Source organism: Saccharopolyspora sp. NPDC050389 (genome assembly GCF_040655595.1).
GTDB lineage: Bacteria > Actinomycetota > Actinomycetes > Mycobacteriales > Pseudonocardiaceae > Saccharopolyspora.
Genome location: NZ_JBFAKG010000025.1, coordinates 62,546 through 83,399, shown reverse-complemented (window position 1 = coordinate 83,399; position 20,854 = coordinate 62,546). Strand labels below are relative to the sequence as shown.

At 71.4% G+C, this 20,854-nt stretch carries 18 protein-coding genes and 1 riboswitch; of the genes, 6 read left to right on the top strand and 12 right to left on the bottom strand.

Annotated elements, in window-relative coordinates; all coding sequences use genetic code 11:
- Positions 1-198: 198 nt before the first annotated feature.
- From AB0I53_RS18490 to AB0I53_RS18480, 3 genes are all read right to left on the bottom strand, one after another.
- Positions 199-1,860: an ATP-binding cassette domain-containing protein gene (locus AB0I53_RS18490; protein ID WP_358603922.1), complete on the bottom strand. Its 1,662-nt coding sequence runs from the start codon at positions 1,858-1,860 to the stop codon at positions 199-201.
- Between the two features lie 63 nt (positions 1,861-1,923).
- Positions 1,924-2,520 carry a TetR family transcriptional regulator C-terminal domain-containing protein gene (locus AB0I53_RS18485; protein WP_358603919.1) on the bottom strand — a complete coding sequence of 199 codons (597 nt, stop codon included), beginning with the start codon at positions 2,518-2,520 and terminating at the stop codon, positions 1,924-1,926.
- Positions 2,521-2,532: 12 nt separating this feature from the next.
- Positions 2,533-3,192, bottom strand: coding sequence for a class I SAM-dependent methyltransferase (locus tag AB0I53_RS18480; protein WP_358603916.1), 660 nt, complete (start codon positions 3,190-3,192; stop codon positions 2,533-2,535).
- Positions 3,193-3,312: 120 nt separating this feature from the next.
- Between AB0I53_RS18480 and AB0I53_RS18475 the strand changes: the two genes are divergently transcribed.
- Together AB0I53_RS18475 and AB0I53_RS18470 are read left to right on the top strand one after the other, a co-directional pair.
- A complete protein-coding gene (locus AB0I53_RS18475; protein WP_358603913.1) occupies positions 3,313-4,296 on the top strand; it encodes a threonine/serine dehydratase in 984 nt (327 codons plus the stop codon).
- Between the two features lie 117 nt (positions 4,297-4,413).
- A complete protein-coding gene (locus tag AB0I53_RS18470) occupies positions 4,414-5,109 on the top strand; it encodes a hypothetical protein (protein WP_358603911.1) in 696 nt (231 codons plus the stop codon).
- A 20-nt stretch (positions 5,110-5,129) separates the two neighbouring features.
- On the opposite strand, the gene AB0I53_RS18465 is transcribed toward AB0I53_RS18470, so the two are convergent.
- The 6 genes from AB0I53_RS18465 to AB0I53_RS18440 form a co-directional block, all read right to left on the bottom strand.
- A complete protein-coding gene (locus tag AB0I53_RS18465; protein WP_358603908.1) occupies positions 5,130-6,008 on the bottom strand; it encodes a sigma-70 family RNA polymerase sigma factor in 879 nt (292 codons plus the stop codon).
- 96 nt (positions 6,009-6,104) lie between these two features.
- Positions 6,105-6,761, bottom strand: a complete 657-nt coding sequence (locus tag AB0I53_RS18460; RefSeq protein ID WP_358603905.1) for a DNA-3-methyladenine glycosylase I — start codon at positions 6,759-6,761, stop codon at positions 6,105-6,107.
- A gap of 37 nt (positions 6,762-6,798) precedes the next feature.
- Complete coding sequence (locus AB0I53_RS18455) at positions 6,799-7,320, bottom strand: hypothetical protein (protein ID WP_358603903.1); 522 nt, start codon at positions 7,318-7,320, stop codon at positions 6,799-6,801.
- A 23-nt stretch (positions 7,321-7,343) separates the two neighbouring features.
- The gene (locus tag AB0I53_RS18450) at positions 7,344-8,072 is read right to left on the bottom strand and encodes a 2OG-Fe(II) oxygenase (protein WP_358603900.1); all 729 of its coding nucleotides are present in this window, start codon (positions 8,070-8,072) and stop codon (positions 7,344-7,346) included.
- Positions 8,069-8,686: a methylated-DNA--[protein]-cysteine S-methyltransferase gene (locus AB0I53_RS18445; protein ID WP_358603897.1), complete on the bottom strand. Its 618-nt coding sequence runs from the start codon at positions 8,684-8,686 to the stop codon at positions 8,069-8,071. The genes AB0I53_RS18450 and AB0I53_RS18445 overlap by 4 nt, the downstream gene beginning before the upstream one ends.
- Positions 8,686-9,180 (bottom strand): sigma-70 family RNA polymerase sigma factor, encoded by a 495-nt coding sequence (locus AB0I53_RS18440; RefSeq protein ID WP_358603894.1) that lies wholly within the window; start codon positions 9,178-9,180, stop codon positions 8,686-8,688. Before AB0I53_RS18440 ends, AB0I53_RS18445 begins: the two co-directional genes overlap by 1 nt.
- Before the next feature lie 250 nt (positions 9,181-9,430).
- Positions 9,431-9,680, top strand: a riboswitch (cobalamin riboswitch).
- A 131-nt stretch (positions 9,681-9,811) separates the two neighbouring features.
- Between AB0I53_RS18440 and metE the strand changes: the two genes are divergently transcribed.
- The 4 genes from metE to AB0I53_RS18420 all read left to right on the top strand — a co-directional run bounded on the left by metE (position 9,812) and on the right by AB0I53_RS18420 (position 16,836).
- Positions 9,812-12,088, top strand: a complete 2,277-nt coding sequence (gene metE, locus AB0I53_RS18435) for a 5-methyltetrahydropteroyltriglutamate--homocysteine S-methyltransferase (RefSeq protein WP_358603891.1) — start codon at positions 9,812-9,814, stop codon at positions 12,086-12,088.
- Positions 12,089-12,214: 126 nt separating this feature from the next.
- Complete coding sequence (locus tag AB0I53_RS18430; RefSeq protein ID WP_358603888.1) at positions 12,215-13,372, top strand: serine hydrolase domain-containing protein; 1,158 nt, start codon at positions 12,215-12,217, stop codon at positions 13,370-13,372.
- Between the two features lie 150 nt (positions 13,373-13,522).
- A complete protein-coding gene (locus tag AB0I53_RS18425; protein WP_358603885.1) occupies positions 13,523-14,062 on the top strand; it encodes a hypothetical protein in 540 nt (179 codons plus the stop codon).
- Positions 14,059-16,836, top strand: a complete 2,778-nt coding sequence (locus tag AB0I53_RS18420; protein WP_358603883.1) for a M48 family metalloprotease — start codon at positions 14,059-14,061, stop codon at positions 16,834-16,836. Before AB0I53_RS18425 ends, AB0I53_RS18420 begins: the two co-directional genes overlap by 4 nt.
- A 9-nt stretch (positions 16,837-16,845) precedes the next feature.
- On the opposite strand, the gene AB0I53_RS18415 is transcribed toward AB0I53_RS18420, so the two are convergent.
- Genes AB0I53_RS18415 through AB0I53_RS18405 form a run of 3 tightly spaced genes read right to left on the bottom strand, consistent with a single transcriptional unit; the run spans position 16,846 to position 20,791 of the window.
- Positions 16,846-17,865 carry an ABC transporter ATP-binding protein gene (locus AB0I53_RS18415; RefSeq protein WP_358603880.1) on the bottom strand — a complete coding sequence of 340 codons (1,020 nt, stop codon included), beginning with the start codon at positions 17,863-17,865 and terminating at the stop codon, positions 16,846-16,848.
- Entirely contained in the window at positions 17,862-19,832 is a 1,971-nt protein-coding gene (locus AB0I53_RS18410; protein WP_358603878.1) for a dipeptide/oligopeptide/nickel ABC transporter permease/ATP-binding protein, read from the bottom strand. Before AB0I53_RS18410 ends, AB0I53_RS18415 begins: the two co-directional genes overlap by 4 nt.
- Positions 19,832-20,791 carry an ABC transporter permease gene (locus AB0I53_RS18405; protein WP_358603875.1) on the bottom strand — a complete coding sequence of 320 codons (960 nt, stop codon included), beginning with the start codon at positions 20,789-20,791 and terminating at the stop codon, positions 19,832-19,834. Before AB0I53_RS18405 ends, AB0I53_RS18410 begins: the two co-directional genes overlap by 1 nt.
- Positions 20,792-20,854: the final 63 nt, after the last annotated feature.

Genomic DNA, 20,854 nt, shown 5'->3' with positions numbered 1-20,854 from the left:
TTCCCCGATGTGGATGTGCCGCGCTTGTTTCCGGCACCGGTTCGACTCGCGCCGCGGCGCGGACACCGGCCAGTTCCAGGGTGCGCCGCCGTGTTCCCCGCGCAACTCGGCGGCGCGCGTTCCTGCACGGCCTGCCAGGCGTTGCCGCCTGACGATGCCGGGCACCGTTCGGTGGGACGCCCACGGGCAGCCGTTTTTCTAGCGGGGTTCGTTCCAGACCGGGTGCGGTGATTCGCGGACGTGCCCGTCCGCGTGGAACACCAGGAACCGGTCGAAGGACCTGGCGAACCAGCGGTCGTGGGTGACCGCGATGACGGTGCCCTCGAAGTCGTCCAAACCGGACTGCAGCGCGTCCGCCGAGACCAGGTCCAGGTTGTCCGTGGGCTCGTCGAGCAGCAGCAGGTTGGCGCCTTCCAGCTCCAGCAGCAGGATCTGGAACCTCGCCTGCTGCCCGCCGGAGAGCGTGTCGAACGGCCGCTGCGCGGCGTGCACGATGTCGTAGCGCGCCAACGCGCGACTGGCTGCTTCGCGCGTCATGCCCGACCGGCGCTTACCGCCACCCATGAGCAACTCCAGCAGCGTCCGCCCGGCGAACTCGGGATGTTCGTGCGTCTGCGCGAACATCCCGGGCACCACCCGCGCGCCCAGGCGCGCGAGGCCGGCGTGCCGAACCGGAGTCAGCGCCTCCTGGTCCAGCTCGGAAACGTGGTCGTCGCTGCCGCCTCGGGCGAGCAGCCGCAGGAAGTGCGACTTGCCGCTGCCGTTGGCACCCAGCACCGCGATCCGCTCGCCGTAGCGGAACTCCGCGTTGAACGGCTTGGTGAGGCCGTCCAGCGCGAGTTCTTCGCAGACGACCGCGCGTTTGCCGGTGCGCCCGCCGGGTAAGCGCACCTGCACCCGCTGCTCGCGCGGAACCGCTTCCGGCGGCCCGGCCTCCTCGAACTTGCGCAGCCGCGTCTGCGCCGCCTGATAGCGCGTCGCCATGCCGTCGTTGTAGCTCGCCTTCTGCTTGAGGTCGTTGACCAGCCGCGTGAGCTTGGCCCGGTCCTCGTCCCACCGGCGGCGGAGCTCGTCCAACCGGGACATCCGCTCTTCACGGGCCTCGTCGTAGCCGGCGAATCCACCGCCGTGCACCCAGATCCGGTTGCCCGCCGCGCCGAGCTCCACCGTCACGATGCGGTTGGCGGTGCGATGCAGCAGCTCGCGGTCGTGCGTGACGAACAGGACGGACTTCGGCGTCTCCCGGATCTGCTCCTCCAGCCATTGCTTGCCGGGCACGTCGAGGTAGTTGTCCGGCTCGTCGAGCAGCAGCACCTCGTCCGGCCCGCGCAGCAGCGATTCGAGGGCGAGCCGCTTCTGCTGGCCGCCCGAGAGCTTGCGCAGCTCCCGGTACCTGATCCGGTCGAACGGCTGGCCGATCGCGGCCGTGCAGCACCGGTCCCAGTGCACCTCGGCGTCGTAGCCGCCGGCATCGGTGTACTCGGAAATCGCCTCCGCGTAAGCGATTTGTGCGGCATCGTCGTCACGCTCGATCAGCCGTTCCTCGGCCAGGTCGAGCGACTTCGCCGCGGCGCGCAGCCGTGGCGCGGCCAGCGAGATCAGCAGGTCCCGCACCGTCGAGTCGTCGCGGGTGTGGCCGATGAACTGCCGCATCACCCCGAGCCCGCCGGAACGGGTCACGCTGCCCTCGTGCGGCGCGAGATCGCCCGAGATCAACCGGAGCAGTGTGGTCTTCCCCGCGCCGTTCGGGCCGACCAGCGCGGCCTTCACCCCGTCGCCGACGCGGAACGACACGTCATCGAGCAGCACCCGGCCGTCCGGCAGAACGTAGTGCGCTTTCTGCAACTCGACATGCCCCACAGTTGTTGGCTCCTTAACAGTGCGCAGAAGTTTTCTGTTGCCGTGCCGCCGATTCGGCCAGGACTACGCCGGGATCAGGCCCGCGACGTGGTGGCGCAGCACCTCGGCGACGAGCGCGGCATCGGTCGATCCGTGCGGATAGACCAGCTCGAAGGTCAAGCCCCCGACGAGCGCGGTCAGGCGCTCCGCCTCCAGTTCGGCGTCGCGGACGCCCGCCGCCTCCAGCGCCTCCCGGAAGACGGCGCGAAGATCGGTGCCCATCCGCGTCGCCAGCGGCCGGAACTCCGGCCGCAGCCGCGCCGCGGTGATCAGCTCGACCAGCACGATCAACTCGGCCCGGTCGTCGTCCGCGACGGGCAGCACGGCGTGGCACACCGCCTCGACCAGCGCGCGGCGTCCCGCCACGTCGAGCCGGGAACCTGTCGCCGGCATCGCCAGGTCGAGCCTCCGCGCCATGCGAGCGCCCACCTCTTCGGCGGCGGCGACCATCAGCCCCTCGTGGCTGCCGAAGTGGTGCCGCACGGATCCGATGTTGATGCCCGATTCGTCGGCAACCTTCCGCAGCGAGGCCTCGCCGACACCGCCGCGCGCGACGAGCCGGAAAACCGCATCGACGATGCGGTTCTTGGCGGATGCGGTTGCGGCGTCGCGGGTCGTCACGCAGCTAAACTATCACGGCTGTGATAGTCGATTTCGGGCTCCGGTTCCGCCGGCTCGGGCCAGCACCCATTGGAAGGTGACCGGGCCTTCGGGCTCCTGCATGGTGACGATCTCGTCGATCAGCAGGGCAAAACCGGCGTCCCCGAGCAGCTCGCGGTTGCGGTCCGCGTCGTAGCTGCTGAAGAACATCGGCACGCCGAGCCAGTCGTCGACGGTGCCGTCGGTCTCGCCGCAACCCAGCGTCGCGAGGAAGTAGCCTCCCGGCCGAAGCCACCGCGCGATGCGCGCGAAGAGCGCGGCGTGCTCCTCGCGGGGCAGGTGCGTGATGGAGTAGAAGGCGGTGACCGCGTCCACGCTGCCGGCTTCGAGCCGGAGTCGCGTCAGGTCTTCTCTCACGAACCGTGCGCGCGGCACGTTCTGCCGCGCCAACTCGAGTTGCGCTGCGGAGACGTCGACACCAAGGACGTCGTGGTGCTCGGCGAGCACGGCCGTGCACGGCTTGCCCGGACCGCAGCCGAGATCCACTGCGGAGGCCGCCGAGGGCAACCGGTTCGTGAGTTCGGTGAGAAAGCGCATCCGTGGATCGCCGTGGATCCGGTCGATCCACTCCGCGTAGCGGTGCGCGATGCGGTCATATCCCTTCTCCACCACGTGCCTGGGGTCGGATTCCATGTGCGCGACCGTAAATCACCAACCGGCCGGGAAACGAGCGATTTTCTCGCGCCGACTCCGGGCATCCGGCGCTCCCTGGGCCCGAGCCGGTGGCGTCGAGCCGTCGGCTAGCGTGCAGATGTGACTGCTACGGAGCCGAGCGGCTTGATCAGCATCGAGGACGTCGAGGCCGCGGCCAAGAGCATCGCCGGGCACGTCGTGCGAACCCCGACGGCGCCCAGCCCAGGGCTCACCGAGCTGCTCGGCGCGCCGGTCACGGCGAAGCTGGAGCTGTTGCAGCGCACCGGCTCTTTCAAGGTGCGCGGGGCGACGGCGAAGCTGCTGGCGCTGGGCGAGGCGGAGCGCGCTGCCGGAGTCGTCGCGGTGAGCGGCGGAAACCACGGGATCGCCCTCGCCGTCATGGCCGGTGCGCTCGAGGTCAAGGCGACTGTCGTGATGCCGCGCTCGGCGCCGGCTCGCGCCGTCGAGATCGCGGAGGCGGCCGGGGCCGTCGTTCGCGTCACCGACGACATGGCCGGCGCGTTCGCGCTGACGGCTGAGCTGCGAGAAAGTGGGCTCACCCTGGTCCACCCCTTCGACGATCCGGTCGTCATCGCAGGTCAGGGCACGGTCGGCCTGGAGTTCGCCGACGACGCCGACGAACTCACCGACGTGCTGGTCAGCATCGGTGGCGGCGGGCTGATCGCCGGCGTCGCCACGGCACTGCGCGCGCGACGCCCCGACCTGCGGATCTGGGGAGTGGAGACCGGGGGAGCGGAGGCCATGTCCGAGGCGCTGGCGGCCGGCGGGCCGGTGCCCGTCGAACTGTCGTCGGTGGTGTCCACGCTCAGCGCCCCGGCGGTCTCGCAGCTGACCTACGATCATGTGTCCACATTGGTCACCGACGTCGTCGTGGTGCCCGACGCCGAGGCGGTGCAGGGAGTCCTCGACCTGGCCAACCACGCGAAGGTCTGGGCCGAGCCCGCCGCGGGATGCCTCATCCCGGCCGCGCGACGGGTGCTCGAACGGGTCGGCCCCGGAGTCAGGCTCGGCCTCGTGCTGTGCGGCGGGAACGCTACGACCGCGGACGTCGCCGCCTGGGCGGACCGCTTCGGCCTCGGCTGACCGCAGGCGGCCGCGTCCACAATGGAGCGGATCGTGGCTGCTCGATCCGGCCCGACTCTGGGTACCCGGGGCGTGTCGACCGGTGCTTCCGGTGCCGCTACTGCAGAGGGGGCTGTGATGAACGAGCGTTCATGGGAGCGGGCGGGTGCGGCCAGTGGGCTGGTCGCCGCCGTGTTGTTACTGGTCAGCCTGTTGCTCAATCCCTTGTCGCCGCCCAGCGACGAGCCGGTGCGCACGTTCTTCTACGTGACCGCGAACCGCCCGACCGTGTTGCTGGCCGCGTTGCTGTCGACCGTCGCCGCAGTGGTCTTCCTGTGGTTCGTGGGACATCTGCGCCACCTGTTGCAGCGTGCCGAAGGCGGCGCGGAAGCGTTCTCGCCGGTGGTGTTCGCCGCCGGCGTCGGCCTCGCGACGATGGCGATGCTGAGCACGCTGCCGATCACCACGCTGGTTTCGCTGAGCCGGAACGTGGAGACCGCGAGCCAGGCGATGGTGCTCGTGCTCGCCGAACTGCACCGGCTGTCGCTCGGCGGGCTCGGCCTGCTGGTCGCCTTGTTCGCGGCCACCGCCGGGGCGGCCGTGCTGCGCGGCGAACTGCTGGCGCCGTGGCTGGGCTGGTTCGGCTTCGGCGTGGGCCTGATCGGGCTGATCGCCGGCGTCACCTCCTTCTACATGCCCAGCACATTCGTCGCGGTCGCCGGTCTGGTGACCGGTCTCGTGTTCGCGGTGTGGATCGGTGCGGCATCGGTGCTGATGGTGTACCGGCCGGAGGTCGATCGAGCCCCGGCCGCCGGCACGGCATTCGCGCACTGAACCCCCGGCGTCCGTTTCGGTCAGTCCTCGAGGAACGCGAGGTCGAGACGGCGGAGGCGATCCGGGTCGGCGAGGATGTCGAGCTCCACGACCTTCCCGCGGGCGACCGTGAACGCCGCGAGCGAGATCGGCCGGCCTCCGGAGATCGCCACCGCCCCTGGCGCGCCGTTGACGAGCGCGGGCCGGGTCATCTCGGCGATCTGCGCGAAGAAGATCGCACCTTCCGCCACCGCCTTCGCGCCTCGCCGCATGGCGCTCGGGCGCAGCGAGCCGCCATCGGTGCGCACCACGACATCCGGGTCGAGGACCGCGAGGAGCGCATCGAAGTCCCCGGCGCGCGCGGCCACGAGGAAGGCGTCGACGACTTCGCGCTGCTGGGCCAGATCCGCGTCGGGAGCCGGTGCCGAGCCCTGCACCCGGCCGCGGGCCCGGCTGGCGAGCTTGCGGGTTGCGGTGGGAGTGCGCCCGACGATCGGGGCGATCTCGTCGAACGGCACCGCGAACAGGTCGTGCAGCACGAAAGCGAGCCGTTCGGCGGGCGTGAGCGTTTCGAGGACCACCAGCAGCGCGAGCCCGACGGAGTCGGCCAGCAGCGCCTCGTGCTCCGGGGTGACGGCGTCCGGGCCGCTGATGACCGGATCGGGCACGTGCACGTCCAACGGTTCCTCGCGACGCGCGGTTCGCGCGCGGAGCATGTTCAGGCACACCCGGCCGACGACCGTGGTCAGCCAGCCGCCCAGGTTCTCGATCTCCTCGGCGTCGGAGCGGCTGAGCCTCAGCCAGGACTCCTGGACCGCGTCTTCCGCTTCGCTCAGCGAGCCGAGCATCCGGTAGGCCACCGCCCGCAGGTGCCCGCGGTGGGCCTCGAAGCGATCCGCCAGAAAGTCCTTCTCGTCCATCGGTCACATTCCTCCGTCGCGTCGTGTCGTAGAAGTGACCCGCCGAACCCGGCCGATGTGACACGCCCCGGCCGCCGACGCTTCCCGGAGGGCCTGTCAGCCCGCCTCGGCACCACCGTCCGGTTGCGGATGCGGCCAGATGCCGGAGGTGCCTCGGCGGTGGCTGTCGACGAGATGCGTGTCGACGATGCCGATCGCTTCCATCAGCGCGAACATCGTCGTCGGGCCGACGAACGCGAAACCCTTGCGGCGCAGCGCTTTCGACAGCGCCACGGATTCCGGTGACGTCGTGGGGACCTCGGCGATCGTCCGCGGGAGCGGTGTGGTCTCCGGCTTGAACGACCAGACGAATGCTTCCAGGCCGTCCTCGGCGCGCATTTCGATGGTCGCGCGGGCGTTGGTGATGGCCGCGCGGATCTTGGCCTTGTTGCGCACGATTCCCGCGTTGCCGAGCAGGCGCGCGACATCCTCTTCGGTGTAGGCCGCGATGGCGTCCGGGGCGAAGTGGTCGAACGCCTCGCGGAAGGCCGGACGCTTGCGCAGGATCGTCGCCCAGGAGAGCCCGGCCTGGAAGCCCTCCAGACTGATCCGCTCGAACAGGGCCTGCTCGCCGCGCACGGGCATGCCCCACTCGGTGTCGTAGTACTCGCGCAGCAGGGGATCGCGGGCCGCCCACGGCGGCCGCGCCAACCCGTCCTCGCCGATCACGACCCCGGCGTCGGTCGTCGTGGTGTCTGCCGCTGCGGGACTCACTGTCTCGTTCTCCTCGGATTCTTGGCGTTTTCGGTTGTCATGCGGAGCGGTGCACGAGGATGGTGCGAATCACTTCCCAGGTGCCGCCATCGCGGGCCGCGCCGCGCAGCCCGTCGAAGGTTCCCACGCCGCCCACGGCGATGAGGTCGTCGCTGGCGAGCGCGGCGGTGCCGATCGTACGGGCCGGGTCCCAGTCGGTGGAGTGCACGAGCCGGCGGCCCATCTGCACCCAGCCGGGAACCTGCCCGGTGACCACCCACGCGTCCGGTTCCTGCTCGGTGAAGCGCCGCGCCTGCCGCAGCCATGACGCGGCCCGCTCCGGCCAGTCGACGACGTCGAGCACGTGCCCGCCCCGCTCGTTCCACGCCCGCGCGACGGCGTCGGCGGTCGCCTGGGACGGGGCGTCGCGCGAGCAGCCGATCACGATCGAAGCCACCCTCGGCCGCAGCCCGGCGAGCAGGCCCACCACCGTCGCCAGCTCGATTTCGCTGTGCGGCGGCGGACTCTCGGCCTCCGTGCTGGTTTCGCGGGCCAGTGGCGAAAGAGTTCGTCGCGCCATAGCAGCAGTCCTCGTGTTCGTCATCAGGCCGCGTCGTGGAAGACCAGCCCCAGCGTGTGGCGTCGCCCGGAACGCACCGGCGAAACCCCGTGCCGCACCGGGGAAGCGGACCAGCCGCGTGCCGAGCGCACCGGCCGGTCTCGCGTGGTGAACACCAGGCCGTGCCCCTGCGGGATCAGCGTTGCGGTGCCCCGCGATTGGGCGCGGGGGCGCTGCTCCACCAGCATGAACTCGCCTCCGGTGTGATCGGTCCCCGGATCGTTGAGGTTGATCACCACCTGCAGCGGGAACACCTTGTCGCCGTACAGATCCCGGTGCAGCGCGTTCCAGCCGCCCGCCTCGTAGCGCAGCAGGATGGGCGTGGGACGGGCCTGCCCGGCCCGGTGGCAGATGTCCAGCCACTCGTCGAGGGTGTCCGGCCATTCGGCTTCCCGGCTGAGCTTGTCGGCCCAGTCCCGGGCGATCGGCAGCAGCCGCGGATAGAGGGCCTGCCGCAGTTTCTCCACCGGTTCCGGGAAAGGCGCGGCGAAGTAGTGGTAGTCGCCGTTGTCGCCGAAGCGGTGGCGGCGCAGGTTGATCGTGGCCCGGAAGTGCTCCGGCTCGTCCCACAGGGCCGCGATCCGCTCGCACTCGGCGGCGGTCAGCAACTGCGGCAGCAGCGCGCAGCCGTAGTCGTTGACCTCGGCGGCGACCTCCTCCCAGTCCGCCGCCGCGACCCGCTTCGCGAACCGGTCCGTCTTCGACGTGCTCATGCCGCCTCCAGATTCAGCAGGGTCGCCTTGGCTTCCACACCGCCGACGTAGCCGCCCGCGGTGCCGTCCGAACGCACGACCCGGTGGCACGGCACCACCACCGGCAGCGGGTTGGTCGCGCACGCGGTGCCCACCGCGCGAACCGCGCGTGGGCTGCCCGCCGCGGCGGCGACCTCGGCGTAGCTGGCGGTGCGGCCGTAGGCGATGTCGGGCAGGTGCTCCAGCACGTTGAGCCGGAACCCGCGCGAGAGGCGCCAGTCCAGCGGCAGGTCGAAAGCCCGCCGTCGCCCGGAGAAGTACTCGTCGATCTGGTGGGCCGCCTCGTCGAGCCGGTCCGGCGCCCGCAGGATGCGCGGGCTGATCAGCTCGGCCAGCGACTCCAGGACCGCGCTGTGCCCCTGGCGGGCGTAGGCGACCCGCACCAGGCCGCGTTCGGTGGCGGCCAGCAGCAGTTCGCCGACCGGGGTGTCGACCGTGCGGTAGGCGACGTCGAGCAGTCCCTCCCGCCGGGCCGCGCTCACCAGGTCGATGTGCAGCCGCGCGCTGGCGTCGAAGTCGATCGCCGGGAGTGCGTCGAACAGGTGTCTGTCGTCGGATTCGTGGATCGTCATCATCACGCTTCCCCTCTCACACTCGTGGTGCGTCGATACGTCGTGCGCAGGGTCTTGATGCCGTCCGCGGCGGCGCGGCGGGCGGCATCGGTGCTGCCGCCGAGGATCGTGGCGATCTCGGCGTAGGGCAGGCCGGCCAGGTAGTGGTAGGCCACCGCCATGCGCTGCTTGGTCGGCAGCGCGCTCAGCGCGGCCCACAGGTCGCCGTCCCAGTCCTCCGGGCGGCCGGTGGTGCTGGGCCGCTCGGGCAGGCGCTCGACCACCACCGGCCGGCGGGCCGTCGCCCTGGTGACGTCGACCGCCTTGCGGTGGGCGATCGTGACCAGCCACGCCTCCATGTTCGTGTCCTCGGCCAGCTCCGGGTAGGCGCGCAGCGCGGCCAGGAAGGTCTCGGACCACGCGTCCTCGGCGTCGGCCGGTCCGAGCACGGCCCGGCACACTCGCAGCACCATCGGGCCGTACTCGTCAACGATCTGCTCGAACGGTCTCACTTTCACTCCCCGTAGACGCCCCGCGCCGCGGAAGCGTGAGATGCGGATCGGGTCGTTTTCGTGATCGTCACCCGTACGTGGGTTTCCCGCGCTTCGGCCGCGGATCGGGGGAGGCGGCGCCGCGTGACGAGCATCTCACCGGTGGTGCGTCGATAGGCCGGAAGATCATGTTCAACGCGGAGATCGCCGGTCGCGCGGGGCCACCCGGCGCGGATCGTGCGTGCCAACGGCCCTTGCCAACGGCTCCCCGATCGGTAGCCTCCGTTGTGCTGGTGGTTCGTCCGCCCGGATAGCGACGCGAGTCGCGGGGCGGACGAGGCAAGAGGGAACCCGGTGCGAATCCGGGACTGCCCCGCAGCGGTGAGTGGGAACGACCGCCGTCCCCGGTCCGAGACCGGGCACAGCACTGGGCACGCGTGCCTGGGAAGCGACGGCCAGTAGGAACCCCGGCTCCGGCCGGGACGCGCCCGCGAGTCCGAAGACCTGCCACCGGTGCGCGCACCCACCGGTGCGCGCGGTCCGAGGTCTCGCGGGAGGACCTGGCGGACGACCGGCTCGCGCCGCGCGGCGCATGCCGGTTCGCCTGCGCCTTCCCAGACCTCGGGGCATCTGCCGTCGAGCTCGCGAGGAGAGGGCGTTGACCAGCAAGATCGGATCTACCGTACTCGGATACCCCCGGATCGGCCCCGACCGGGAACTCAAGCGCGCGCTGGAGCGCTACTGGTCGTCCCGAAGCAGCGAGGCGGAACTGCGCGCGGTCGCGCGCGAGCTCCGCCTCGAGACCTGGCGCTCGCTGTGGGACGCGGGCCTGGATTCGGTGCCGGGCAACACGTTTTCGTTCTACGACCAGGTGCTGGACACCGCGGTCACCTTCGGCGCGATCCCGCCGCGCTTCGCCGCGCTCGGGCTGGGTCAGCTGGACACCTACTTCGCGATGGCGCGCGGCGTGGCGTCCGAGCCGCCGCTGGAGATGACGAAGTGGTTCGACACGAACTACCACTACCTGGTGCCCGAGATCGGTCCGGACACGCGGTTCTCGCTGGCCGACCGGACGCCCGTGGAGCAGTACCGGGAGGCCGCCGAGGTGGGCGTGACGACCCGCCCGGTGCTGGTCGGCCCGCTCACGTTCCTGCTGCTGGCCAAGCCCGCGGACGGCGCGCCGGAGTCGTTCCGGCCGCTGGATCGGCTGGACGCGCTGCTGGACGCCTACGCGGAACTGCTCGGCGAGCTGCACCGCGCCGGCGTGGCGTGGGTGCAGCTGGACGAGCCCGCCTTCGCCGCCGACCGCTCGCCGGCCGAACTCGCTGCGCTGTGCGCCGCCTACCAGCGGCTCGGCGAACTGGCGGAGCGGCCGAAGCTGCTGGTCGCGGGATACTTCGGTGATCTCGGCGAGGCGCTGGAGGTGCTGGCGTCCAGCCCCGTCGAAGCGCTCGGCGTCGACCTCGTCGCCGGCAAGTCCACAGTGGACGTCCTGTCGTCGGTTCGCGGACTGAGCGGAAAGACCTTGGTGGCCGGGCTCGTCGACGGGCGCAACGTCTGGCGCACCGATCTCGACAAGGCGCTCGCCACCGCCGCCACGCTGCTCGGCTCGGCGGACGAGGTCGCGGTGAGCACGTCGTGCTCCCTGCTGCACGTGCCCTACGACGTCGAGGCGGAAACCGGCATCGACCCGCAGGTGAAGTCCTGGTTGGCGTTCGCCGCGCAGAAGGTCCGCGAAGTGGTCGTGCTGGGCCGCGCGTTGCGCGAGGGCCGCGACGTGGTGGCCGATGAGCTGGCCGAGGCTCGCGCCGCGGTCGCCGACCGCTCCGGCGCGGACCGGGTCCGCAACCACCGCGTGCGGGCGCGGCTGCAGGCGTTGCGGCCGGAATACGCGCAGCGCGGCGAATACGACACGCGGCGCGCGGCCCAGCAGAAGGCCTTGCGCCTGCCGCCGTTGCCGACCACGACGATCGGCTCATTCCCGCAGACCACAGACGTCCGCAAGGCGCGTGCCGCGGTGCGTGCCGGACGCATCGACCAGGCGACGTACCGGCGGCGGATGCAGGACGAGATCGAGCGCGTCATCCGCCTGCAGGAAGGACTCGGGCTCGACGTCCTGGTGCACGGCGAGCCCGAGCGCAACGACATGGTGCAGTACTTCGCCGAGCACCTGGACGGCTTCGCCAGCACCGACAACGCATGGGTGCAGTCCTACGGGTCGCGGTGCGTGCGCCCGCCGATCCTCTACGGCGACGTCTCCCGCCCGGAGCCGATCACCGTCGAGTGGGCGAGCTACGCGCAGCGGCTGACCGAGAAGCCGATCAAGGGCATGCTCACCGGCCCGATGACGATCCTGGCGTGGTCGTTCGTCCGCGACGACCAGCCGCTTGCCGACACCGCGAAGCAGGTCGCGCTGGCCATCCGGGACGAGGTCGGAGACCTGGAGGCGGCCGGGATCAGGATCATCCAGGTCGACGAGCCCGCCCTGCGCGAACTGCTCCCGCTGCGCCGGGCGCACCACGCGGAGTACCTGGACTGGGCGGTGACGTCCTTCCGGCTGGCCACCTGCGGCGTCGCCGATTCCACCCAGATCCACACCCACCTGTGCTATTCGGAGTTCGGCGACGTGATCAACGCGATCGTGGCGCTGGGCGCCGACGTCACCAGCATCGAGGCCGCCCGCTCGCGCATGGAGGTGCTCGACGATCTCAACGCGGTCGGCTTCGGTCACGGCGTCGGGCCCGGTGTGTACGACATCCACTCGCCGCGCGTGCCGGACACCGCCGAGGTCGTCGACCTGCTGCGGGCCGCGCTGGCGGCCGTTCCGGCGGAACGGTTGTGGGTCAATCCCGACTGCGGGTTGAAGACCCGTGGCTACGCCGAGGTCGAGGAGGCGTTGAAGAACCTGGTCGCAGCGGCCGCCGAGCTGCGCTGACGCCGGGCCCGCGGGCGGCGCCGCACCACCGGCGCCGCCCGCGAACCGGTCCGATCTGCCGGGAATTTTCTCGGCGACGCGGCTACTTGATCCCAGCAGAACCAGAGCGAGCGAATGGGAGCGCCGATGTCGCAGGAGAGCACGCCGCAGGGCACCGTTGCCGCGGGATTCGAATCCGTGCGGGAGGAGTTCGCCGCCGTGGCGGCGGCCGAGGGCGGTGACTACGCGGCCCAGCTGGTCGCGCACCTCGCGGGTGAGCGGGTCGTCGACCTGTGGGTCGGGCCCGAGATCACCGGGGAATCGCTGACCGGCGTGTTCTCCTCCACGAAGGGCGCGGCCTACCTGGTGACGGCGCTGCTCGTGCAGGACGGCGTGCTCGATCTGGACCAGAAGGTGAGCCACTACTGGCCGGAGTTCGGCGCCGAGGGCAAGCAGGACCTCGTCCTGCGGGACCTGCTGGCGCACCGCGCCGGGACCGTGGGCGCCGACGCCGGACTGACGCTGGACGAAGTCGCCGACGACCGGGTCATCGCGGAGCGGCTCGCCGCGCAGCGGCCGTACTGGCGCCCGGGCACCGCGTTCGGTTACCACGCGCTGGTCATCGGGGCGCTCGTCGGCGAGGTGATCCGCCGGGTCACCGGCGAGACGCTGCAACAGCACTTCGAGGCGCGCATCCGCGCCCCGCACGACCTGGACTTCTACCTGGGGCTGCCCGAGGACCAGGAGCCGCGCTTCCTGACGACTCTGCCGATGCGGCCCACCGCTGAGCAGCAGGTCGCGCTGGCCGCGGCGGCGACCGGCCCGGAGAGCCTGAACGGCATCGCGATGAACCGCAACCACCCGGACGCGGTGGAACTGCAGGAGATGCCGAACTTCCGGGTGGTGCGGGCGAAGGGGCAGGCGTCGGCCGGCGGCGTCGCTTCCGCGCGCGGGCTCGCCGGGATGTACGCGGCCGCGATCAGCGGCATCGACGGGAAGCCGCCGCTGCTGAAGCCGGACACGGCCGCGGCGTTCGCGCAGATCCACTCGATCGGCTACGACCTCGTGTCGCGCCAGCACAAGGCGTTCGGGCTCGGCTTCTCCGCAACGGTCGACACCTACCCGTTCCTCGGTCAGGGCGCGTTCGGGCACAGCGGCGCGGCTGGCTCGCAGGCCATCGCCGACCCGCGCAGCGGTCTCGCCTACGGCTACAACCGGCGCCGCTTCGCCTTCCCTGGCGGCGCGGCCCCGGAGAACGACCGCCTGATCAAGGCCGTGCACGCGGCGGCGATCGCGTCGGCCTGATCCCGTGCTGTGCGGGCCGTGCGACCAACACGGCCCGCCGCAACGGCTTTCGTGCTCGGCCATCCGTGCCGCGTGGCCGAAAGTCGCTGACAGCCCTCGCCACGCGGCGCTATGTTGATCGTTCGCGAGCCGATGCGGGGTGGGAGAATGGTGAGCGCAGCAGCAGACGTTCCCGATCCGGCCGTGGCGGGGACCAGGGTGCGGGACGCGGTCCGCGCGATCGTCGCCGAGGTGGCTCCGGAGGAATTGCCGCTGGTGGACGGGTTGCGCCGGTTCGACGACGAGGCCGCGGTGGCCCGGCTTGCTCGCGGCGGGAATGCCCGCGAGCCGTTGGGGTTCGGGCTGGAGGAGATCGTCGCCCTGGTCACGCCGGTGGTGTGGATCGTCCTGGACGAGGCGGTTCGCAAGGCCGTCGGCGACGCGGTGGACGGCGCGTCCGGCGGGCTGCGCAAGGCCTGGCGCAAGGTGACGCGGCGGAGTTCCGAGCCGTTGTCGGTGCCGGCGCTGACCACCGAGCAGATCGCCGACGTGCGGCGGCGCGTGTTGGAGATGGCGGAGAAGACCGGGCTGGATCCGGAACGCGCCGAGGTGCTCGCGGATCGCGTCGTCGCGCAACTGGCGTTGTCCGCCGCTCCGGAGAAGCCGGACGACGGTGATGCCGAGGAACGGAACGCCCCGGACGGATCATGACCGCCCCGGCGGCACGGGACGTCGAGCGCGTCCCGGCGTCGGGGACGACATTGCGCTTCGCGCTGCTGGTGGTGCTTTTCGCGGCCAGCAGCGCCGCGGTGCTGACCAGGATCATCCGGTTGTTCGCCGGCGATCCCGAGAACAACGGGTTCGGTTGCATGCTCGCGGCCGGGGTGGCCGATCCCGACGCCGGTTGGGCGATCGAGATCGCCTTCCTCGAACCCGCGCAGGAAGCGGCGTTGGACGCGTGCGAGCAGCGTTTCGCGCCGAGTGCACCGGCCTGGATCCTCCCGCTGGCGTTGGGTGCGGTGGCGATCGCGGCCGCCGCTGCGTACTGGGTTCTGCCGTGGTGGAAGGGGCGTCCCGGCCGGGTCGTGCCGGTCGACGAGCTCGACGCGACCGGCGAACTGCGCCGCGTGCTCGACGAGCTGGTGAGCACAGCCGGGTTGGCTCGTGCGCCGAAGTTCGTCGTCGATCCGGCGGCTCGGACGGCGAGCGCGTTCGTTTTCGGGCGGTGGCGCCGGTACACGGTGTGCCTGCACGGTGGGCTGGTCGTCCGGCGGCTGCGCAATCCGGACGGATTTCGCGCGGTCGTGCTGCACGAGCTCGCGCACATCCGCAACCTCGACGTGGACGTCACCTACGGCACCGGCGCGATCTGGCGGGTGTTCCTGGCGGCGGTGCTCGTACCGGACGCGGTGCTGCTGATCCTGAACGTGGCGTTCGCCCGGTCCGGGATGTTCTCGTCGGCGGGCCGATGGGTGGACGCGCATTACGTTCTGCTGTCGGTGGTCCTGGTGCTGCTGGTCTACCTCGCGCGGGCCGAGGTGTTGCGCAGCCGCGAACTGCACGCCGATCTCGACGCGGCCCGGTGGGGCGCGGATGTGCATGGCTGGCAACATGGTTCGCCCGCGGCGGCGGGGCGGGCGAGGAGGCTGGTGGCCTCGTTCGCCGGGCTGTGGCGCACTCACCCCGGCTGGGCTCAACGCCGGCACGCGCTGGCCGACCAGTCGGGCCTGTTCGGCGTCCAGGCGTTGCCGATGTTCCTGACCGGGGCGGTGACGACGATCGCCACCGGCCAGGTCGCGACGACCACGGAGCTCGGCGCACCGTGGGTTCAGCGCACCTCCGAGGTGCTGGGCGCCGGCTTGATCGCCGCCATCGCCGGTGTCGCGCTGTGGCGGGCGACGATCCACGCCGTGCGCACCGGCCGTCGCCCGCCGTCCGGAATCCGGGCCGGGCTGTGGATCGGAGCCGGCCTGGTGGTGGGCGAAGTGGCCATGGTCCGGAGCCAGGACTTCGACGCGTTGTTCCCCGACCGGCCCCAGTTCCTGCTCTCGCTGGTCCTCGTCGTCACGGTGGCCGCCTGGTGGACCGCTCAGCTCGCGGAGCTGTCGGTTCGCGGCTCCGGAGGTTCGGCAACGCGCCCGGCGATGCTGTTCGGGTTGGCGGCGACCTGGCTGATCGTCGGTGTATGGCTCGCCTGGTGGCAAACGACCGGATACCTGCTGGCCGCGGATCCGATGATCAGCGCGGCCGATGCCGAGCAGGCGCTCCTGTACCGGCTTCCGGAACTCCGGGACGCGCCGCCCGCCGCACTGTCGCTGATCGCCACGGTGCAAGCGGCGCTCGTGCCGACCGCCGTGTACCCGTCGCTGCTGTGGGCTGCCGCGGCGTTGTGGCTGGTGCCGTTGCTGGTCTGGGAGCGCCACTCGGCCACCATGACGCGGCTGCGCCGGGTCGTGCTCATCGGTGCGAGCGGCGGCGGGCTGGCCGTGCTGCTGGTGGGTGTGCTCCACGTCTGGCGGAGCCCGGACGATCAGAGCTGGCTCACCGTGCTGCTGTTCTCGACGTGGCTGCAGGTGCTGCTGATCGGGGCGGTCGTCATCACGGCGATAGTGGCGGCGGCGTTGGCCGACCGGTTCTCGCTCCTGGCCGCGCTGATCGCGGCCGGAATCGCCGCGTTCGCCGGCCTCGTCGCCGTGGTCGCGCTCCAGGCTTTCGACGGTTTCCTCGGCCCGCTGAACGCCCGAGTGGCGAACTGCGGTTGGCATCCGGCGGAATCCTGGTTCACGGTCAAGAACCTGGCCGATGACGTCTTGGGATTCGGCATCTTCCTGGCGGCCGCCGCTGTCCTCGTCACCGCGGGCGTGCGGGCGGTTTTCTCCCGCCGGGAGCGTCCTCGGCCGAGTCGGCCATCGGGGCGGGGCGGCGTGCTGGCGCGACGGGCCTGCGTCGCTGCGGTTTGCGTGGCAGTTCTCGCGCTCACCGCTGTCATCGCGCTGGAGCCCAGGGGCCAGGCCACATCCGTGCCACCGAATGCGCAACCCACCGATGCCGAATCGTCCACGCTGCGCACCGCGCAGCTACTGGCGTGGGTCGAATACGGCGGCCGGGACATCATCGTCCGCCTGATCCTCGGCGTCGGGGAGATCTCGTTCACCCCGGCCGATCCGGAGCTCTTCGAGGAGGCGGAGTTGCGCGCGACCTGCGCCGACCTGGAAGGCGCGGTCGCCGATGCGCGCGCCTACTTCCAGGTGCCGGACGAGGAGCTCCAGCAGGAATGGGCGAAACTGCTCGCCTCGCACCAGAAAGTCGGCTCGGACTGCCGAACCGCGTTCGACACCCGCGACGTCGAGCTGCTCTTCCGGACGTGGCAGGCCGCGACGGCCGCGATGCAGGAGCAGGAGCGGTTGTTGCCGCGGATGCGGGAACAGGCGTTCAGCGGCTGCACGCCGGAAACCGAGCAGCTGCGGCACTGCGGGCTCTGGTGACCTCGCAGGTCAGGCCGACCGGGCCTGGGTGGCGAGTTCGAGGTCGGTGGTGCCGGCCGGAACCGGGTGGTGGCAGCGGAACGTGTGCCCGGTCGCGTCGCGTTGAGGATCCGGCATCTCGGCCGCGCAGGCCTCGTCGGCGCGCCAGCACCTGGTGCGGAACGGGCAGCCGCTCGGCGGTCTGGTCGCCGACGGCACCGGGCCGGTGAGCGGGATCGGTTCGATCGGCGACAGCAGGCCGGGCGTCGCCGAGAACAGCGCCCGGGTGTAGGGGTGGCGGGCGCCGGAGACCGCACCGGCCGGGATCTGCTCGACGGTTCGCCCGAGGTACATCGTCACCACCCGGTCGCTCATCCGCCGCACGGTCTGGATGTCGTGCGAGACGAACACCAGCGCCAGCCCCAGCTGTTCCTTCAGTTCGAGCAGCAGGTTGAGGATCTGCGAGCGCACCGAGACGTCGAGGGCGCTGGTGGGTTCGTCGGCCACGAGCAGCCGAGGACGCAACGCGAGAGCCCGGGCGATGGCGACGCGCTGGCGCTGGCCGCCGGAAACCTGGCCCGGCAGCAGGTTCGCCACGCTGCCCGGCAGGCCGACGAGGTCGAGCAGCTCGCGCACCCGCGCCTCGCGCTCCTGACGGCTGCCGCGCCCGTGCACGTCCAGCGGGTCGCGCAGGACCTGGCGGATCGGCAGACGCCGGTTGAGCGCCGTGGCCGGGTCCTGGAAGACCATGCCGACCTCGGCGCCGATCGCGGCCCGGCGCCCGGCGGCGGGCAGCGACCAGATGTCCTTGCCGCGGAAGGAGATCGTGCCGCTGGTCGGCTGCTGGAGCCCCACCACGACCTTGGCCAGGGTGGACTTGCCGCAGCCGGACTCGCCGACGATGCCGACGGTTTCGCCGGCCACCACCGCCAGGTCGACCCCGGTGACGGCGTGCACCCGGTCGCGGCGGAACAGCCCGCCGGAGCGCGCCTTGTGGACGACGTGGACGTCGGAAAGCTCGACGAGGGTTTCGGATTCGGGGGAGGTCATGATCGCTCCTGTGCTGCCGCCGCGTCGCGGTCCCGGTCGGCGGTGAGATCGATCGCCGGGTGATGGCAGGCCACCGCGTGGAACCTGCCCTGCCCGCCGAGCACCGGCGGCTGCTCGTCGCACACGGCGGTGGCCATCGGGCAGCGGTCGGCGAACCGGCAGCCGGCCGCGAAGTCGGCCGGGGACGGCACCACGCCGGGAATCTGGGTCAGCTGCTCGGCGCCGGATTCCAGCGACAGCACCGCGCCGAACAGCCCTCGGGCGTAGTGGTGCGCCGGCGCTTCGACCAGCGCCGAGGTCACCCCGGATTCCACGATCTGCCCGCCGTACATCACCACGATGCGGTCGGTGACGTCGGAAACCAGGGCCAGGTCGTGGGAAACCAGGATCAGGGCGAAGCCGAGTTCCGCGCGCAGCCGCAGCAGCAGCTGGATCACCTGGGCCTGCACGGTGACGTCCAGCGCGGTGGTCGGTTCGTCGGCCACGATCAGCTGCGGATCGCGGGAGAGCGCCATCGCGATCAGCACGCGCTGCCGTTGGCCGCCGGAGAGCTCGTGCGGATAGGAGGCGAGGGTGCGCGCGGGATCGAGCCCGACCATCTCCAGCAGTTCCGCGGGCGTGTGCCGGCCGCCGCGCCGGACCAGCTGCTTGAGCTGGGCCCGGATGGTCATGGCCGGGTTCAGCGACGACAGCGCGTCCTGGTAGACCATCGCCATCTCGTGGCCGAGCAGGCGGCGCCGGGCCGGGCGGGGGAGGGTGAGCAGGTCGGTGACGCCGCCTTCGCGGCGGAAGAGGATTTCGCCGCCGATGCGGGCTTCCCGCGGTTGCAGGCCCATCACGGTCAGCGCGGTGAGCGTCTTGCCGCAGCCGGATTCCCCGACCAGGCCGAGGACTTCGCCGGGGCGGACGTCGAAGGAGATCCCGTCGACGATGTCCACGCCGTCGTGGCGGCCGTCGAAGCCGATGGCCAGGTTCCGGACCTGCAGGACCGGTTCGCCGTCGGGCAGCGGGCGCGCCCGTTCCGCGAGCCGCAGCGCCGCGTCGGCGAGGCCGGGCAGCTCGGTGCGCTCGCCGGTGGCGGCCCGCGTACGCTGCCTGGGCTCCGAGGCGGCCTGCCGGGTGGCCGGCGCCGCCCAGGCGTCCGAAACGCCTTCGGCGAGCACGTTGAGCGCCAGCACCGTCAGCAGGATCACCAGGCCGGGGAAGACCGTCGCCCACCAACCGCCGGTCAGGACCATGTTGCGGCCGTCGGCGATGACGCTGCCCCACGACGGGTCGGGCGGGCGCACGCCCGCGCCGATGAACGACAACGACGCCTCGAAGACAATGGCGTCGGCGACCATCACCGTGCAGAAGACCAGGATCGGCGCGGCGCAGTTGATCGCGACGTGCCGGACGAGGATGTGCGGGGTGCGTGCGCCGATGACGCGTTCCGCCGCCACGTAGTCCTCGCCGTACTGCGCGAGGACGTTGGCCCGCACCACGCGGGCGATCGGCGGGGCGTTGACGAAGGCGATCGCGAGCACCAGCACCGGGATGCTGCCGCCGAAGACCGCGACGAGCACGGCGGCCAGCGCGATGCCGGGGAACGCCATGATCACGTCGAGCACCCGCATGATCGTTTCGCCGATCGCGGTGCGGGAGGTGGCGGCGACCGCGCCGATCACCGCGCCCGTGAGCAGCGCGCAGCCGGTGGCGCCCAGCCCGATCAGCAGCGACCAGCGCGCCCCGTAGAGCACGCGGGTGAAGATGTCGCGGTTCGCGCTGTCCAGGCCCATCCAGTGCGTCGCGCTGGGCCCGCCCGCGGCGGCTTCCTGCGCGTACGGCGAATGCGGGGCCAGCACCGGCGCGAAGACCGCGGCCAGGCAGATGACGACGAGCAGGCCGACGGCGATCCAGGAGATCGCGTTGAGCCGCCGGAACCGGATGCCGGGCCGGGTGAGTCGTTTCGCAAGTCCGGTGCGCATCACGCGGCGCTCCTGAGTCGGGGGTTGACCAGCAGGTAGAGCACGTCCACGACGAGGTTCACGACGACGAAGCCGACCGCGATGGTGAGCACCGCGCCCTGGACGACGGCGGGATCGCCGTTGAGCACCGCGTTGATCATCAGCTGGCCCATGCCGGGCAGCGAGTAGATGGTCTCGATGACCACCGCGCCGCCGAGCAGGTAGCCGATCCGCAGGCCGAGCACCGTCAGCGGGTTGATCAGCGCGTTGCGCAGGACGTTGCGGCCGACGACGACGATCGGCGGCAGGCCGTTGCCGATCGCGGTGCGGACGTAGTCCTTGTCCAGCTCCTCCACCACGGCCGTGCGGATGATCCGCGTCAGCTGCGCGGCCACCGGCAGCGACAGCGAGATCGCCGGCAGCGTCATTGATCGCAGCCAGCCGGTGAAGGAGTCGCCCGGGTTGACGTAGCCGCCGGTCGGGAACCAGCCGCGGTCGACGGCGAGCCACTGGATCGTCAGCAGCGCGATCCAGAACGCCGGCGCCGCGACGCCGACCAGCGAGACGATCCGGATCAGCTGGTCGGGCCAGCGGTCCCGGAACAGCGCCGCGACGACGCCGAACACCAGCGCCAGCACGACCGCGATGAACAGCCCCAGGAAGGTCAGCTGCATCGTCAGCGGCAGCGCGGTGGCCACCTGCTCCAGCACCGGCGCCTTGGTCAGCACGCTGGTGCCCATGTCGCCCTGCACCAGGTCGGCGACGAACCGCAGGTAGCGCACCGGCAGCGGGTCGAGCAGGCCGTTCTCCAGCTGGAACTGGTGGATCTGCTCCGGCGTCGGGTTGGCGCCCTGGAAGTACGCGTACTCCGGCTTGTTGTTGGAGAAGCGCATGATGATGAAGACGAACAGGATCACGCCCAGCAGCAGCGGGATCAGGATGAGGATGCGCCGCAGCAGCATCCTCGCGATCACGACCACGTGGAACTCCGCTCAGTTCTTGTCTTTGAAGCGGCGTAGCCGCTTGGCCCATCTATGCAACTT